The sequence below is a fragment of the Shewanella sp. SG44-2 genome (genome assembly GCF_014164215.1).
GTDB lineage: Bacteria > Pseudomonadota > Gammaproteobacteria > Enterobacterales > Shewanellaceae > Shewanella > Shewanella frigidimarina.
The window spans coordinates 73,804-90,575 of the sequence record NZ_JACJEU010000005.1 but is presented as its reverse complement, the minus strand read 5'-3'; the positions used below and the strand labels follow the sequence as shown (position 1 = coordinate 90,575).

The 16,772-nt window shown below is 41.5% G+C and carries 13 protein-coding genes; 10 read left to right on the top strand and 3 right to left on the bottom strand.

Translation table 11 applies throughout. The features are described from left to right. Positions 1-61: 61 nt before the first annotated feature. From H5181_RS05475 to katB, 3 genes are all read left to right on the top strand, one after another. On the top strand, positions 62-499 hold the full coding sequence (locus H5181_RS05475) for a PaaI family thioesterase (protein WP_011636049.1): 438 nt from the start codon (positions 62-64) through the stop codon (positions 497-499). A 225-nt stretch (positions 500-724) separates the two neighbouring features. After that, on the top strand, positions 725-967 hold the full coding sequence (locus H5181_RS05470) for a YgjV family protein (protein ID WP_011636050.1): 243 nt from the start codon (positions 725-727) through the stop codon (positions 965-967). A 263-nt stretch (positions 968-1,230) separates the two neighbouring features. After that, positions 1,231-2,691, top strand: a complete 1,461-nt coding sequence (katB, locus tag H5181_RS05465; protein ID WP_011636051.1) for a catalase KatB — start codon at positions 1,231-1,233, stop codon at positions 2,689-2,691. Between the two features lie 154 nt (positions 2,692-2,845). Here the strand turns inward: katB and H5181_RS05460 are convergent, their stop codons facing one another. Continuing rightward, positions 2,846-4,330, bottom strand: a complete 1,485-nt coding sequence (locus H5181_RS05460; RefSeq protein ID WP_011636052.1) for an inorganic triphosphatase — start codon at positions 4,328-4,330, stop codon at positions 2,846-2,848. A 236-nt stretch (positions 4,331-4,566) separates the two neighbouring features. Between H5181_RS05460 and H5181_RS05455 the strand changes: the two genes are divergently transcribed. The 4 genes from H5181_RS05455 (at position 4,567) to putA (ending at position 10,860) form a co-directional block, all read left to right on the top strand. Then, positions 4,567-5,247 carry a TIGR00153 family protein gene (locus tag H5181_RS05455; RefSeq protein ID WP_011636053.1) on the top strand — a complete coding sequence of 227 codons (681 nt, stop codon included), beginning with the start codon at positions 4,567-4,569 and terminating at the stop codon, positions 5,245-5,247. Positions 5,248-5,272: 25 nt separating this feature from the next. After that, positions 5,273-6,541, top strand: coding sequence for an inorganic phosphate transporter (locus tag H5181_RS05450; protein WP_182750455.1), 1,269 nt, complete (start codon positions 5,273-5,275; stop codon positions 6,539-6,541). A gap of 140 nt (positions 6,542-6,681) precedes the next feature. Continuing rightward, positions 6,682-7,263, top strand: a complete 582-nt coding sequence (locus H5181_RS05445; RefSeq protein WP_011636055.1) for a TIGR04211 family SH3 domain-containing protein — start codon at positions 6,682-6,684, stop codon at positions 7,261-7,263. Between the two features lie 402 nt (positions 7,264-7,665). Beyond that, entirely contained in the window at positions 7,666-10,860 is a 3,195-nt protein-coding gene (gene putA / locus H5181_RS05440) for a bifunctional proline dehydrogenase/L-glutamate gamma-semialdehyde dehydrogenase PutA (protein WP_182750454.1), read from the top strand. A gap of 64 nt (positions 10,861-10,924) precedes the next feature. On the opposite strand, the gene H5181_RS05435 is transcribed toward putA, so the two are convergent. Next, a complete protein-coding gene (locus H5181_RS05435) occupies positions 10,925-11,209 on the bottom strand; it encodes a hypothetical protein (RefSeq protein WP_011636057.1) in 285 nt (94 codons plus the stop codon). Positions 11,210-11,576: 367 nt separating this feature from the next. Between H5181_RS05435 and H5181_RS05430 the strand changes: the two genes are divergently transcribed. The 3 genes from H5181_RS05430 (at position 11,577) to H5181_RS05420 (ending at position 14,600) form a co-directional block, all read left to right on the top strand. Next, complete coding sequence (locus tag H5181_RS05430) at positions 11,577-12,920, top strand: Na+/H+ antiporter NhaC family protein (RefSeq protein ID WP_011636058.1); 1,344 nt, start codon at positions 11,577-11,579, stop codon at positions 12,918-12,920. A gap of 240 nt (positions 12,921-13,160) precedes the next feature. Next, a complete protein-coding gene (locus tag H5181_RS05425; protein ID WP_041412747.1) occupies positions 13,161-13,853 on the top strand; it encodes a hypothetical protein in 693 nt (230 codons plus the stop codon). A gap of 39 nt (positions 13,854-13,892) precedes the next feature. After that, positions 13,893-14,600: a 23S rRNA pseudouridine(2604) synthase RluF gene (locus tag H5181_RS05420; protein ID WP_041412749.1), complete on the top strand. Its 708-nt coding sequence runs from the start codon at positions 13,893-13,895 to the stop codon at positions 14,598-14,600. A gap of 3 nt (positions 14,601-14,603) precedes the next feature. Here the strand turns inward: H5181_RS05420 and H5181_RS05415 are convergent, their stop codons facing one another. Then, the gene (locus H5181_RS05415) at positions 14,604-16,760 is read right to left on the bottom strand and encodes a S46 family peptidase (protein WP_011636061.1); all 2,157 of its coding nucleotides are present in this window, start codon (positions 16,758-16,760) and stop codon (positions 14,604-14,606) included. Positions 16,761-16,772: the final 12 nt, after the last annotated feature.

The following is a 16,772-nucleotide window of genomic DNA, read 5'->3' as shown; positions in this document are numbered from 1 at the left end:
CAAAAAGGTAAGGTAATCAGTACACTGAATTTTCTAATAATGATAATGATGGATATTAAGAATGAGTATTTGGTTTAACACTGTCACTTTAGAAGATTGTGCTCGCTTAGATGCTGGGATGCACGGAAAGGGCACCTTAATGCAAACATTAGGGATTAAGATTACCGAAATTGGTGATGATTATATGGTTGCCACTATGCCTGCTAATCCAGCTGTACATAATCCATTAGGGATAGTTCACGGCGGTGCAAACGTCGCTTTAGCGGAAACAGTAGCCAGTTATGCCGCCAACTTTGTAGTCGACTTTACCCGTTATTATTGTGTCGGCCAAGAAATCAACGCCAATCATTTAAAAGCGTCACGTAATGGTGAGTTAACGGCAACAGCTAAACCTGTGCATTTAGGTAAACGCAGTTCGGTTTGGGAAGTTCTTATTCGTAACAGTGCGGGTGAGCTTTGTTGTATTTCAAGAATGACGGCAGCAGTTGTAGAGCGATAAGCTATTATAGATACTAGAATTCTAGTAATAAATAGGCCTTATAATCAGCGATAGACCAACGTTTTAATTTTGTTGATTCGGTATTATGCATATAAGGCGTTTTGCTTGTTTGAATGTAAAAACAGATGCGTTAAGCAATAAGGTGATTTCATTCACTGACTCACGCTAGCTTAAGGTTGTTACTCGCTTGCATTAGATGTAGGCATATCAAAATAAGGAAAATCCATGGACAGTATCAACATCTGGGAATGGGTAGGGTATTTAGCCTCTGTCGTTGTGGCTATTTCGCTGATGATGTCAGACATTAAAAAACTACGCTGGTGGAATTTAATTGGTGCTGGGTTATTCGTGGCATATGGTCTCGCGATTGATGCTATTCCTGTGGCACTGGTTAACTTTTTTATTGTGCTCATTGATGCTTATTACTTGGTTAAGTTATATCGAGATCCGCCCCCACCAACAGAGTAATTAATCTGTTTATTGTTAAAGTCAAAATGAAGATTTTGGCTTTTTTATTGCCTGTATTTTAAGCGTAATCTGTTCTATCAATCATTGATAAATTCTCTAATCGCCTTTTACTTTTAACGTTATCTATTTTAATCGTTTTTAATAATTCTATTGTACTCCTATTATGTGTCCATCGAATGATGAGTTGAGTGAGGAAAATCATCATGGCAACAGTTTATGACTTAATAGAGCAGTGGTTAGTAGACCGCGCATAGGAGCAACAAATGAATCAAACTAACTATTTAACTAGCCAAAATGGCGCACCAGTAGCAGACGACCAAAACTCAATGTCAGCTGGTGAGCGTGGACCACTGCTTTTACAAGATTGGCATTTAATTGAGAAGCTTGCTCATTTTAACCGTGAACGTATTCCAGAGCGTGTTGTGCATGCTAAAGGAACCGGTGTATACGGTACATTTACACTAACTAAAGATTTAAGTGAATTTACCATAGCGGATCATTTTAATGGTGTAGGCAAGCAGACTGAAACATTCATGCGATTCTCTACGGTAGGCGGAGAGATGGGCTCAGCTGATGCAGAGCGTGATCCACGCGGTTTTGGGCTACGTTTTTATACTGCTCGTGGTAATCATGATATTGTCGGTAATAACACGCCAACATTCTTTATCCGTGATGGTATTAAGTTTCCTGACTTTATTCATACCCAAAAACGTCACCCACAAACTAATTTGAAAGATCCCCAAGCAATGTGGGACTTCTGGGCACTCAATCCAGAGTCGATGCATCAAGTGACTATTTTGATGTCAGACCGTGGTATTCCGGCTAACTACAGACAAATGCACGGTTACGGTTCGCATACGTTTTCGTTCTGGAATGCTCAGGGGGAACGTTTTTGGGTTAAGTTTCACTTTAAATCACAGCAAGGCGTGGTGAATTTAACCGGCGAACAAGCAGATATATTAAAAGGGATAGATCCTGATTCATCACAACGCGACATGGTGGCAGCAATTAATGATGCTAACTTTCCGCGCTGGACTGTAAATGTACAGATTATGCCAGAAGCTGATGCCAATACTTACGCCATTAATCCTTTTGATTTGACTAAAGTATGGCCGCACAGTGATTATCCGTTGATTGAAGTGGGTGAACTTGAGCTAAACCGCTTACCACAAAACTACTTTGCTGAAGTTGAACAAGTGGCATTAGCACCAAGTAACTTAGTGCCCGGTGTGGGTGCATCGCCAGACAAAATGCTGCAAGCACGTTTGTTTTCATATGCAGATGCTCAGCGTTACCGTATTGGTACTAACTACAATCAGTTACCGGTTAACTGTCCGCATGCCGCTAAAGCCAACCATCATCAACGTGCTGGTGCTATGGCAGGAGCTCAGTGTTCTTATCAAGGTAGCCAAACCGGTGGTGATGCCAGTGTTAATTATGGTCCTAACAGCGTTGCACCACTCACTGAAAATGCAAGTTTTGCAGAACCACCGTTACGTTTAGCAGGAGAGGTTGCACGTTTTAGTCGTTATAACCAAGATGACTTTACCCAAGCTGGTAACCTATATCGTATCTTTAGTGAAGCAGAGAAAAATCGTTTAGTGGAAACGATTGCGGGCACACTCAGTCAAACGACCTTAGATGTGCAACAAAAAATGGTGGATCATTTTACTAAAGCGGATGTTGATTACGGTCGACGTGTTAAGCAGGCTTTGGCAAAGTAACCTGTATTTTGCGAAAGAATAAGCGACTATTAATGCCTTAACGCTAACAGATTAGTTGCTTAGTAAAACAGGAAGATAATCATTATCTTCCTGTTTTACTATTCATCACTAATACATGTGGGCGTGTAACCATTTATATGGGTAATATGCACGCTTACCAGTAAATAGGGACTTTTAAGGCACTTTTTCGTGAGTGCTCCATGGCAAACAATAAACTGGTTTCTTTATTGTCTAACCAAGCTTCAATATTAAGCTGATGCTGTGCACTCAAATGCCTTAATATTTTATATGCAGATAACGTACTAATCCCTAACGCTAAGTCTTGCCATGGTGCCCGAAAAGCCTCGCGCTTTTTAGCCGGATACATTTCTCCATAAGCAAACCCAACTAAGATACTTTCATCCAAAGCATCTGCAACATGTTGGTAATCAATACTGTTCATTTCAGCGGTTATCGGCATTGATTTTCCAATACGCTTCCATGAGGCTTGCTGTAGTTGGTTGGCAAATAAACCTAATTCTGGATAATGACGACCCTGGTTTTTGCCGCTTTCAGCTGTTAATAGTAAATCGACTAATGCCAATTGTAATTGACCATACTCAGGTTGTTGCCATATTGAGGCCAATTGAGTTGAAACAGACATTAAGCTGATATGGTTTTCTAGTTGTTGGCAAACAAGGGTTTTATTGTTGATGTTGGCAAGTGGTTTTGCATCGTCTTGTAATAGTAAACAACAACTTTGCAGTGGGCTAACAAATGCCAGAGCCTGCTCAAGATGATCGAATAATGGACTGGTGCGCTGATCTAATAAACCAAATTGATTTAAGGTGAGCCTGAGTAAGCGCACACAGTGGCGTAATTCGCCCCACAAGGCTGATTGTTGATGAACATCACTCGTTGGCAGCGTTAATATATTTTCAATCAATTGCCAGCGCTCAAGACCTGTTTCTAATAATGTGCTCAAGACTTGCTGCATGTTATTGTTTTTAGGCAATGAGACATAATCAATATGTTCAATAGTGAACGGCTTTGATTTACCTGCAAGTTGATAGCCGCGCTGAGCTTTACTTGCTTTCCCTAAGCGAAATGGAACTGATTTAGCGACTTCGATAGCTAATGTTACTAAGGCAGAAGTATCACCAGCGAGTAATTCAAATTCGAGTTCGCATATAGGGTCAACTTTATCATTAGCGATAATTTCACCGACATCTAATGCGACCTCAACGAGACTATCATTGAGGTATATATGCCAAGTTTGACGCTCAAAATTGGTTTCAAAAATACATGTTAACGATGTTGATACCTTGTCGAGATCATTTCCTATTGGCCAAATTTCTTTGGGGAAACGTGACAAGATCGGTGTTTTTTGATCAATGTTGACATTATATTCGGGACGGGAATGGATCCCCCCTACGACACGTCCTGCCGTTTTTATGGTCTGTTCGAGTTGATTATCAAAACCTCTTACACGTAAGCCCATATCCCATCTACGCAGTTGTAAATCGTCGGTATCGAAATATCCGTTGGTGAGTTTTTTCTGCCCTTGTGGGGTCGAATTAGGGTATTCATTCAATATTTTTTTTAATAAATCATGATGTTGTGGTTGAATGAATAGTTTTAACTCTATTTCTGCGTCCATTGACTTTATGTCTGCCTTGTCATTAAATATTCACTAATGCGTCACATTATCTTCATAATGTCATATTGTTGTAATAAAAATCTCTTAGGATAGCGTTGCTCGCATCATATATACTGAGCAACGATAACAGAGAAACTGTCGTACGAAATTAAAAAACACAGTTTCATTATGCGGACGCTTGGGTTAACATGCGCCCGCTTTTTCCAAACTGGAATTTATTAAATAGGTAAACGGCAATGCCAGTAAACTCTATTTTAGGTGTGTTTGCAAAATCACCTCTTAAGCCTTTAGAACTACATATCGACAAAGTACATGAGTGTGCATCACTTCTTGTTCCTTTCTTTGACGCAACCAATTCAGGCGACTGGGATGAAGCGATAAAGATACGTAAACAAATTAGTTTGCTTGAAAAAGAAGCTGACTCACTCAAACGTGAAATTCGCCTGACTCTTCCTGGTGGATTATTCATGCCTGTTGAGCGAACTGACTTGCTTGAGTTATTAACTCAACAGGACAAAATCGCGAACAAGGCAAAAGATATCTCTGGCCGTATTATTGGCCGTCAGTTAGTCCTTCCTCAGCCTATGCAAGATGCCTTTGGTGCTTATCTCAAACGTTGTTTAGATGCGGTATCACTAGCCAAGCGGGCTATTAACGAACTCGATGATTTACTCGAAACCGGTTTCCGTGGTCGTGAAGTTGAGTTAGTTGCCAAAATGATCACTGAATTAGATCTTATTGAAGAAGATTCTGATGATTTACAGATTCAAGTGCGTCGTCAGTTGTATGCATTAGAATCTGAATTGAATCCGATTGATGTGATGTTCACGTACAAAATTATCGAATGGGTTGGAGGTTTAGCAGATATTGCTGAGCGTGTCGGTTCCCGCCTAGAGCTGATGCTAGCTCGTAACTAATCACAAAGGTTATCAAGGAAACAACATGGTTGATGTATTAGTCACCAACGGCCCTATGCTCATTATGATAGCGGCTGCATTTGGATTTTTGATGGCATGGGGCATTGGTGCAAACGACGTAGCCAATGCAATGGGAACCTCTGTAGGTTCTAATGCCATTACCATTAAACAAGCGATTATTATTGCAATGATCTTTGAATTCGCCGGCGCTTTTTTAGCTGGTGGTGAAGTCACGAGTACAATTCGTAAAGGTATTATCGACGCGAGTTATTTTACTGATGTCCCTGAGTTGTTGGTATACGGCATGATTGCCTCATTACTTGCTGCGGGTATTTGGTTAGTTGTAGCGTCAGCGTTAGGCTGGCCGGTTTCGACAACGCATTCAATTATTGGTGCTATTGTTGGCTTTGCCGCAGTGGGTGTTAGTGCTGACTCTGTTGAATGGGGTAAGGTTGGCGGTATTGTTGGTTCTTGGGTAGTGACACCTGCTATTTCAGGTTTTATTGCTTATATCATTTTCCAAAGTGTGCAAAAGCTGATTTTTAATACCGATGATCCGTTAACAAGTGCTAAGCGTTATGTGCCTTTCTACATGGCATTGGCCGGTTTTGTGATGTCACTTGTGACCATTACTAAAGGCTTATCACATGTAGGCATAAACTTTTCAACAGTTGAAGCATATGCTTTAGCAATTGTGGTTGCAGCCGTCGTCGGTCTAGCAGGTAAAATTGCTATTAGTCGTTTAAAAATGAGCGATAAAGCCGATCTAAAAACCCAATATGGTAATGTTGAAAAAGTATTTGCCATATTAATGGTTGTAACTGCGTGTTGTATGGCATTTGCCCATGGTTCAAACGACGTTGCTAATGCGATTGGTCCTTTGGCTGCTGTGGTTTCAGTGGTTGAAAGTGGTGGCGTTATTGGTGCTAAGGCTGTTTTAGCCTGGTGGATTTTACCACTTGGTGCTGTAGGTATTGTGTTAGGTCTGGCTATTTTTGGTCAGCGTGTAATGCAAACCATTGGTAAAAACATCACACATTTAACCCCAAGCCGTGGTTTTGCAGCTGAATTAGCTGCCGCATCGACCGTGGTTATTGCTTCTGGTACTGGTTTACCTATTTCGACAACGCAAACATTAGTGGGTGCTGTGTTGGGTGTGGGCATGGCGCGTGGTATTGCAGCAATCAATATTGGTGTAGTGCGTAACATTGTTGTGTCTTGGGTTATTACTCTACCAGCCGGTGCAGCATTGTCTATTTTGTTCTTCTTCATTATTAAGAACATCTTTAGTTAATTTGACTAAGACGCAATGAAGTATTAGCAGAAATGTGAACGCTGAATGTATTAAAGAAGGAAGTCATATGACTTCCTTCTTGCATTCAGAGCATTTAATAAATAGCATGACAATAAGTTTTCTGAGTTTGGATAAATACCGTGTTAAGAGTACTTTCAATTCTTATATTTTTACTTGCGCCAAGTGGCGTATTTGCAGCGCAAGCCCCAACGCGTTTTATTTCTGATGATGTGTTTACCTATATTCACGGTGGACCGGGTACAGAGTTTCGTATTATCGGTAGTGTTGAAGCAGGTCAGCCGGTCACTTTATTGGATAATACTGAAGGTGATTTTACTCAAATCATTGATCATAAAGGTCGTGAAGGATGGGTATTAACTAGTTTAGTTTCAGATCAGCCTAGTTTTCGTGAACGTTTTCCTGAGATGGAAGCACAACTAAAACAAGCTAATGAGCAATTAAATAATATTACTCAAAATACTGACAATACCGAAGAGTCTTTAACACTGTCTAATGAAAAAGTGGCAGAGTTAAGAGCTGCATTAACTAAAGCGATTAAAGAGCGAGATGATGCTAAGTCAAAGGTGCAACAAGCCGCTGATAATCAACGCTATGAAATGTGGCAGCAAGGTGGGTTAATTGCAGGTATTGGTGCATTGATTGGTATTGTATTGGTGTATTTACCTCGTCCGCAACGTCGTAAGAAAAGCCGTTGGATGTAACATCTCAATGTAGATGAGATTTTTCGGAATATAATGACACGACTTATGTCACTAATTTGATTGTATAAAGGCCAACTATTCAAACGTTGGCCTTTTTTTTTACCTTGCTAATGATGAGATGTAGTCATATTTATTCTTATTTTTTATTTAGTAATAGTTGTTATTTAACAGGTAGTTAACAGTGTTTTGTTGTTGCAGCGTTAATTGTCTAGCACATTGTTTTGACCTATTTCAGTGAACAAAATCAAACAATTATTAGCAAGTTTTCAACTTGAGTGTCCAAGTTCACATTTTGAATGTATAATCGCCGAAAAACCAGATCGTACATTGTATACAAAATAAAATATTCGTGAATACAATGTCCATTCAACAACGATAATAACCATCCTTAACCTGACCCAGATGGAAGCGAATACTATGTTCAAAGCGAGTGAAGTACTGGACGGCCGCTACGACAATGCCACTCTTGAGGAACTGTTTACTGCAGTGACCAACAATTACATTGTCGATGAAGAGCAATACCTGTCTGAATTAATTAAGCTTGTGCCTTCGTCTGAACAAGACATTGAGCAAGTGACTCGTCGCGCCCATGAGCTCGTGAGCAAAGTTCGTCAGTTTGAGAAAAAAGGCCTGATGGTTGGTATTGATGCATTTTTGCAGCAATACAGCTTAGAAACAAAAGAAGGCATTATCTTAATGTGCTTGGCTGAAGCCTTGTTACGTATTCCTGACGCGGCAACCGCGGATGCGCTTATCCAAGATAAACTGTCTGGTGCCAAGTGGGATGAACACCTTAATAAGAGTGAGTCATTACTGGTTAACGCCTCAACATGGGGCTTAATGCTGACCGGTAAACTGGTTAAGTTAGATCGTAATACTGACGGTTCGCCAAGTCATATACTTAAACGTCTGGTTAATCGTGTTGGTGAGCCAATGATCCGCCAAGCCATGCTTGCAGCAATGAAGATCATGGGTAAGCAATTTGTGTTAGGTGAGGACGTTAAAGAAGCACTTAAAAATAGTGAAGCTAAACGTAAGTTAGGTTATACCCATAGCTATGACATGTTAGGTGAGGCAGCATTAACCGCCAATGATGCGCAAAAGTATTTTGACGATTACAGCAATGCTATTCGCGATTTAGGCGAACAGCAATACGATGAAGCGAACTCACCAAGACCCACTATATCAATCAAATTGTCGGCATTGCACCCTCGTTATGAAGTCGCTAACGAGGAGCGTGTATTAAGTGAATTATACGACACAGTTCTTAAGCTGATAGTACAAGCGCGTGAACTTAACATTGGTATTTCTATTGATGCTGAAGAAGTTGACCGTGTTGAATTGTCATTGAAGTTATTTAAGCAGCTTTATCAGTCAGAAGCCGCTAAAGGCTGGGGCTTATTAGGCATTGTGGTGCAAGCTTATTCTAAGCGTTGTTTACCGGTGTTGTGTTGGTTGACGCGTCTTGCTAAAGATCAAGGCGATGAAATTCCGCTGCGTTTAGTTAAAGGTGCTTATTGGGACAGTGAGCTTAAATGGGCACAACAAGCGGGCGAGGGTGGTTACCCACTGTATACCCGTAAAGCCGGTACTGACGTGTCATATCTTGCTTGCGCACGTTATTTGCTGTCTGACGCCACTCGAGGGGCGATTTACCCACAATTTGCCACCCATAACGCTCAAACCGTTGCCAGCATTGATGCGATGGCAGGTGATCGTATATATGAGTTCCAACGTTTACACGGCATGGGGCAAGAGCTTTACGACACCATGCTTGCAGAAAGCGGAGCTAAAGCGGTACGTATCTATGCCCCCATTGGCGCCCATAAAGACTTACTGCCGTATTTAGTACGCCGTTTACTTGAAAACGGTGCCAATACCTCATTTGTGCATAAACTGGTCGACCCTAATACGCCGATTGAAAGCTTAGTCGTTCATCCATTGGTGACGCTATTAGGTTACAAGTCGTTAGCGAATCAAAAAATTGTTAAACCTGCTGATATTTTCGGTGCAGAACGTAAGAACTCTAAAGGATTAAACATGAACATTATTTCTGAGTCAGAGCCATTTTTTGCTGCACTGGATAAATATAGTGATACTCAATGGACTGCGGGTCCATTGGTAAACGGCCAAACCTTAACGGGTGAAGTCCAAACTGTTGTTAGCCCATATGATACTTCGCTAACCGTCGGTACCGTGGCTTTTGCAGATGCAAATGCAATTGAGCAAGCCATTGCTGGTGCAGATGCTGCTTTTGGTAGTTGGGTTCGTACGCCTGTTGAAACTCGAGCGAATGCACTACAGAAATTAGCTGATTTATTGGAAGAAAATCGTGAAGAGCTGATTGTATTATGTACCCGTGAAGCGGGTAAGAGTATTCAAGACGGCATTGATGAAGTTCGTGAAGCAGTCGATTTTTGTCGTTACTACGCGGTACAAGCTAAGAAGATGATGGCTCAGCCTGAATTACTTCCTGGCCCGACAGGCGAGTTGAACGAACTGTTTTTACAAGGCCGCGGAATTTTTGTGTGTATTAGTCCCTGGAACTTCCCGTTGGCGATCTTCTTAGGCCAAGTATCTGCAGCACTTGCCGCGGGGAATACTGTTATTGCCAAGCCTGCGGAGCAAACCTGTTTAATCGGTTATCGTGCAGTACAACTTGCGCATGAAGCCGGTATTCCTACCGATGTATTACAGTTTTTACCAGGTACTGGCGCTGTTGTTGGTTCTGCAATCACTGCAGATGAACGTATTGGCGGTGTGTGTTTTACCGGCTCTACTGGCACCGCTAAATTGATTAACCGCACTTTGGCAAACCGTGATGGCGCAATTATTCCATTAATTGCTGAAACCGGTGGTCAAAATGCCATGGTTGTGGACTCAACATCACAACCAGAGCAAGTTGTTAATGACGTAGTTTCTTCATCGTTCACCAGTGCTGGTCAGCGTTGTTCGGCATTGCGAGTCTTATTTTTACAAGAAGATATTGCAGATCGCGTGATTGAAGTGATGAAAGGCGCCATGGAGCAATTAGTGATTGGCAACCCAAGTTCAGTTAAAACTGACGTGGGACCAGTGATTGATGCCACTGCCAAAGCAAACTTGAATGCCCACATTGATCATATCAGCCAGGTCGGCAAGTTAATTAATAAACTTGAGTTACCAGCGGGTACTGAAAACGGCCATTTTGTAGCGCCTACAGCCGTTGAAATTAGTTCTATTAAGTTACTCGAAAAAGAACATTTTGGTCCTATTTTGCATGTTATTCGTTATAAAGCGGCTGATTTGGCAAAAGTGGTTGATGAAATCAACAGCACAGGTTTTGGGTTAACCTTAGGTATTCACAGCCGTAATGAAGGCCATGCTTTGTCGCTTGCTGACAAAGTAAACGTAGGTAACGTGTACATTAACCGTAACCAAATTGGCGCCGTTGTTGGCGTGCAACCATTTGGTGGTCAAGGTTTATCGGGCACGGGTCCTAAAGCGGGTGGCCCGCATTATTTAACTCGTTTTGTGACCGAAAAAACGCGTACTAATAACATTACCGCGATTGGTGGTAATGCGACATTATTGTCACTGGGTGATGCTGAAGAATAAGCCTGAAGTACTTGCATTAAGCCCACTTGCTCGTGGGCTTTTTGTTATCTCTAGTTTAGGTTAGTTAATGATGGCCCTGGATATCATTGCGTTGTAAACCACGACTGACATTTCTACACAGTTTTCCAAAGCGACTAATATCGCCAAACGAAGGTATAACGCCTTGAGCAATGGCTGCGTCCCAATAGTTCATTTCTGCATCAACAAGGTCGAGCAACTTTTTAGGGCAGCCCACACAGTTGTTGGTTGGGCCACAACTAAATATACCGGGTTGATCAAGCGGCAAAGAGGTTTTGACTTGATCAAGGAGCTGCTTCATCGCGCTCACTCTGTCTGGTTTACGTTCCATAGCCTCACCTCTATATAAGTTAGAGAATCCTTGTCAGCGTAACAAATTGGCATTAGGTTATGATTAACTTACATCAATTTTTTAGTGAATAAAGAGAGTTAAATAGATAAATTGATTATGGTTATGTAAATTATTTGTAGCAGTTTTCAGGTTTTAGAATAAAAAACACTCCGGAAGCAAAGAAGTCTAGACGTCTAGATTGACAGTGGTGAAGAGTTCTCTTATTCTTGGCACAACTTGTTATGATGTGACTGCAATATTTAGCACCGTTGAACGTGTTGTTAAATAATCACCGATGACCGAGATTGTGTCGTACTCGCTTTTCTCATCCAACAATCCCTATTCGTTAAGATAAAGAGAGATCATTTTGACCAAAGCTACTTCATCAGTTACCACGGCAGGAAACAGCCCGGCATCGTTTGTGGCGTTATTGCCATTATTTTTATTTTTAGGATTATTTATAGGCGCAGGCTTATATTTTCAAAGCCAGGGCGTTGATTATGCGTTCTATCAATTACCCAGTGTGATTGCGATTTTACCTGCCATTGTGTTGGCGGTGCTGTTATCGAAACAGAAAATCAACAGTGCGATAGAAACCTTTATTGAAGGTATTGGCCACAGCAATATTATTGCTATGTGTTTAATTTATTTATTGGCAGGCGCATTTGCTGCAGTGGCTAAAGCCACTGGTGGCGTTGATGCTACCGTTGCACTTGGTCTGTCGTTTATTCCATCAAATTTACTATTGCCTGGTTTCTTTGTTATTGCTGCTTTTATAGCGACTTCAATGGGCACATCTATGGGCACCATAGCAGCAGTAGCACCAGTGGCATTAGGTGTTGCAGACCAAGCACAAATTGATTATGCCTTAATGGCGGGTGCGGTGATGTCTGGTGCATTATTTGGAGACAATTTATCGATTATTTCAGATACCACGATTGCGGCAACACGTACTCAAGGTTGTGAAATGAAAGACAAGTTCCGTGAAAACTTAGTGTTTGCAATTCCAGCGTCGCTCCTCACCTTGATTGCTTTTTCGATTGTCGGTCAAGGGCAAGCGGATATTGCTGCTCAGGACATTGAAATCTTAAAAGTATTACCGTATTTAACCATTCTGGTATTAGCTGTGGTGGGTTTAAACGTTTTTGTGGTGTTGTCGCTAGGGATTGTACTTGCAGGCATGACAGGCGTACTGACTTCAGAATATAGCGTTATTCAATTTGGTAATGATATTTATACTGGTTTTACCAATATGCAGGAAATTTTTATTCTGTCGATGTTAGTCGGTGGTTTAGCGGCGTTAATGCAGCAGCAAGGTGGATTAACCTTTGTCAGTAAACAAATTGAGGGCTTGATCAGCCGTTTTTCAAAAGCTAATGGCGAAGCATCAAGTCGTGCAGCAGAGTTAGGCATGGCAGCGATTGTTGCCGCGACGAATACCTGTGTTGCTAACAATACAGTATCAATAGTGGTCACAGGTGACATTGCGAAAGAGCTTGCTGAAAAACATGGCGTATCGCCAAAACGAGCTGCCAGTATTTTAGATATCTTCGCATGTATTATTCAGGGATTAATTCCGCATGGCGCCCAAGCATTATTAATTGCCTCGGTGTTTACCATTAGTCCATTAACCGCAGTGTCTAATGCTTGGTACTGTATGATTTTGGCCGTTATTGCGGTGATTATTGTGATATTTCGTAAACGTACTTAAATTGGTTACAGGGTAAATCACACTGTCGCTTGGTTTAACGAGATTAAGTTTAAAGTGACTATTTAGTCCGCTATAGCAAATAATGCCTAGTCAGCCATGATTGGGCATTTTTATTTTTGGTTTAAATTTTGGTTTAAGTTAGGGCTTAGGTTTAGTTTTTGGGTTATGTGATTATCGGCTTTTACTTTTTTGCTTTCCGCGTTAACATTCTCATTCCATTTTTGACATAAGTATCGATCAGTGACAGATAGAGTCCGTAATTATGATTTACACCTAGTGATTGTATTTATGTCATTGGCAGCGGCTGCAATCTGCTCTTTTGGCGTAGGAAGTGCGTTGATAGTACAAGCCGATGGTATAAGCTTAGACATGTTGATGATCCGCCCTGATACGCTTGGTAATTATATGCATTCGTCGTTTGCAATCGTGTTTAATTTATCACTATTAGCGGGTGGCTCATGCTTCTTACTCGCCATGGTGGCGGTGTTTAATACCTTTCCTGATTTACTGAGCCGTTACATTGCCATTATTGGTGGTGTAGTTGGTGTTAGTATTGTGCTAATGGGTGTGTTTCCGATTAACTTTTTAGACTTACACCGTAAAGCGTCGACGCTTTATTTATTCAGTACCATTTTTTTGCATTGTATTTGCCTACTTGATTACTTTAAACCTGGCAGCACGATGACCAAGCGAATGCTTAGTTTGAGCATTATTTCAATATGCAGTGGGTTATTATTATTGACGCTGTTCGATTGGAGCCAGTTGGATTTTGCTGAGTGTTCGGCCGATTTACCTCAGTATTGTATCGTGTCCTCAGCCATGTGGACATTAACGCAAGCGAATATTCTATGGTGTATCTGTCTTGGGTTAAGCCTGCTGTCAACCATTAAAACTCAACAACATAACGTGTATCAATTTCTCGAAACCCGTTAACGTCTATTTATTCCTGCTTGAGTATTATCTATGACATCAATGCGATTAAGTCATTATTTGGCTGTATGTGGTGTGGCGTCAAGACGCCAAGCTGCACGACTTATCGACACTGGTCGAGTGAGTATTAATCATCAATTAGCTAAACACACTGACCGAGTTAACTTTTGTGAAATTGAGACAATTCTAGTAGATGATAAACCGATCCTTGCTGTGCAAGATAAACAGTATTGGCTATATCATAAGCCTGTTGGAATTGATTGCCGTTTATTAGTTGATGATCCCCACAGCTTACTGCATGTATTACCTGAGTTACCAAGGTTGTATCCTGCAGGGCGTTTGGATAAAGATTCTCGTGGTTTGCTACTACTCACTAATGACGGTCAATTAACGCAAGCGCTAATGCATCCCGATTATTATCATCCTAAGACATACGTGGTCCAAGTTGATAAGCCAATTAGTACCAGTTTTTTATCGATGATGGCAAATGGGGTTAGTTATGGTGATGTGCAAACTCGATCATGCGATATTCGGCCATTGAGCTTAACGGCTGAAGAAGACAGGTTTGAGATTGTATTAACCCAAGGATTAAATCGACAAATACGCCGTATGTGTCAAACGTTAGGTTACAAAGTGATTGATTTAATGCGAACTCAATTACTCGATATACGTATTGATGAGCTTGCAGAAAAAACAATGCGGCCATTAACGGCCGCAGAGTTATTGAGTCTTAAACGTGCAGTAAACTGAGCGTTATCTAACGATTTCCATTTCAGCTAATAAGTTGTCAGCATTATCTAAATACTGCATTACCCATAGCATGTAGCGGCTGTCTACTTGGATAGAACGGTTACTTTGTGCGTCGTATCCCCAGTCACCAATGATACTTTCGTACACACCATCAAACAGTAAACCCACTAGTTCAGCTCGGCCGTTTAAGGTTGGTGAGCCTGAGTTACCACCCGTTGTGTCTAGGGTAGATAAGAAGTTAACCGGTACAGAGTCAACCGCTTTGACGTAGTAATCGCCGTATTGCTTTTGTTTAATCAGCTCAAGTTGTTTAGCTGGCGCATCGAAAGGATCAACACCAGTGTCTTTGGCTAAAATGCCTTCTAAACGTGTAAAAGGCACCGCCACTAAACCATCCTGTGGAGAATAACCTTTAACGTTACCTACCGTTACACGCAGGCTTGAGTTTGCATCAGCATAAACAGGTTTTCCTAACTCGCGATTGTAAGCAATGATAGCGTCCATATATTGTGGACGTACTTTCATTAAGTCACCTTCTAATTGCTTTTTCTCTTTCTCGCGCGCCATGTCAGCATCAAAGGTCTGTACTGCAAATTGAATGAATGGGTCGTTAGATGCTTTAAAGTCGGCAACCGATTTGTTCATCCATGCTAAGCGAGTTTCTTTGTTATTTAGCTTGGTGTTGGCGTACATTTTATCGAGTGTTTTAGCTAATGCTTTAGCATCGAACTTGCTGCTAATACCAAATGCTTTATCTAAAGCGGCTAAATGCTGCTCTGCAGGTAATGCAGCATAACGTGTCAGTAAATCGGCTAGCAGGGCTTTATCGACACTGGCGGCATAACGGCGATCAATACGTTCCATGCTTGAAGTGAAGTTGGTCATGTCACGTTCTTGGTAGCCTGGTTCTCGTGCCATATCAGCTAAGGTTTTCTCATTAGCTAAGCGATACAAATCACGAGCGGTAGTGACCATAGTGGTGTAACCGATGTAACCTAATAAAATGTCACGTTGCTGATTTTGCTGACTCTTAGCCACTAACTTTTCTAAGCTTGATAGTGTTTCGCCATACTGCTGTTGGCGCTTTTTATCTTTGCCGATCCAGTTGGCTAAATCGCTCTCTATTTTCTCACGATCAGCGAGCATGGTTGATTTTCCATAATACTCAATCATCGAGGTAAAGTTTTTGGCATAATTGGCTAAACCGGCAATCAAGCTTTCGTATTTAATCCGCTCGTCGCTGCCTTCTGAGGCGGTTTCTTTGATGATGCTAATCATGCGCTCTTGCAGGACTTTGCCTTCTGGATAAGCCCAATTAAACTGATTGTTCACTTCATCGGCAGTGCGGTATCGGTTGGTACGGCCAGGATAACCAGCAACCATGACAAAGTCGCCATCGCTAACGCCTTTAGCTGATACTTTTAAAAAGCTTTTTGGCTCGTACGGTACATTGTCTTTGCTAAAATCGGCAGGCTTGCCGTCTTTAGATACGTAAGCACGATAAAATGAGAAGTCACCGGTATGACGAGGCCACATCCAGTTATCGATATCACCGCCGTATTTGCCCACACTAGCGGCTGGGTTATAGGCTAAACGCACATCACGAATTTCTAACTGCTTAACAAGATAATATTCTAGGCCGCCATGGAAACTATACACTTGGCAACGGTAACCATCCTCTTTTTCACATTCAGCAACTAAGGTTTTTTCTTGTAGTTCTATACCTTTATAAAACTCATTGCCCACTTTATCCATCTGGTTTGCTTTAACTTTATCGGTAACATCGGTTACTGCTTCAGTTACAAAAATACGTGAACCAGGTGTCGCCGGTAATTCTTCGGCGTAAGTTTTAGCTAAAAAGCCGTCTTTAAGGAGGTTTTTTTCTGGGGTGGAGTTGTACTGAATTGAGCCATAGGCACAGTGATGGTTGGTAACTACCAAACCTTTTGGTGACACAAATGATGCGGTACAACCACCCAGGCTGATAACGGCATTCATTGGGAATTCAGTTAATTTTGAAATTGAATCAGCGCTTATTTCTAAGCCTTTTGCTTTAAGTTCATCAGCCATTGCGGGAAGTTGATGTGGTTGCCACATGCCTTCATCTGCCGCAGCGCCAAAGCTGGCTGCCATTGCGACAGTTAATAACCATTTTTTCATTATAATAATTCC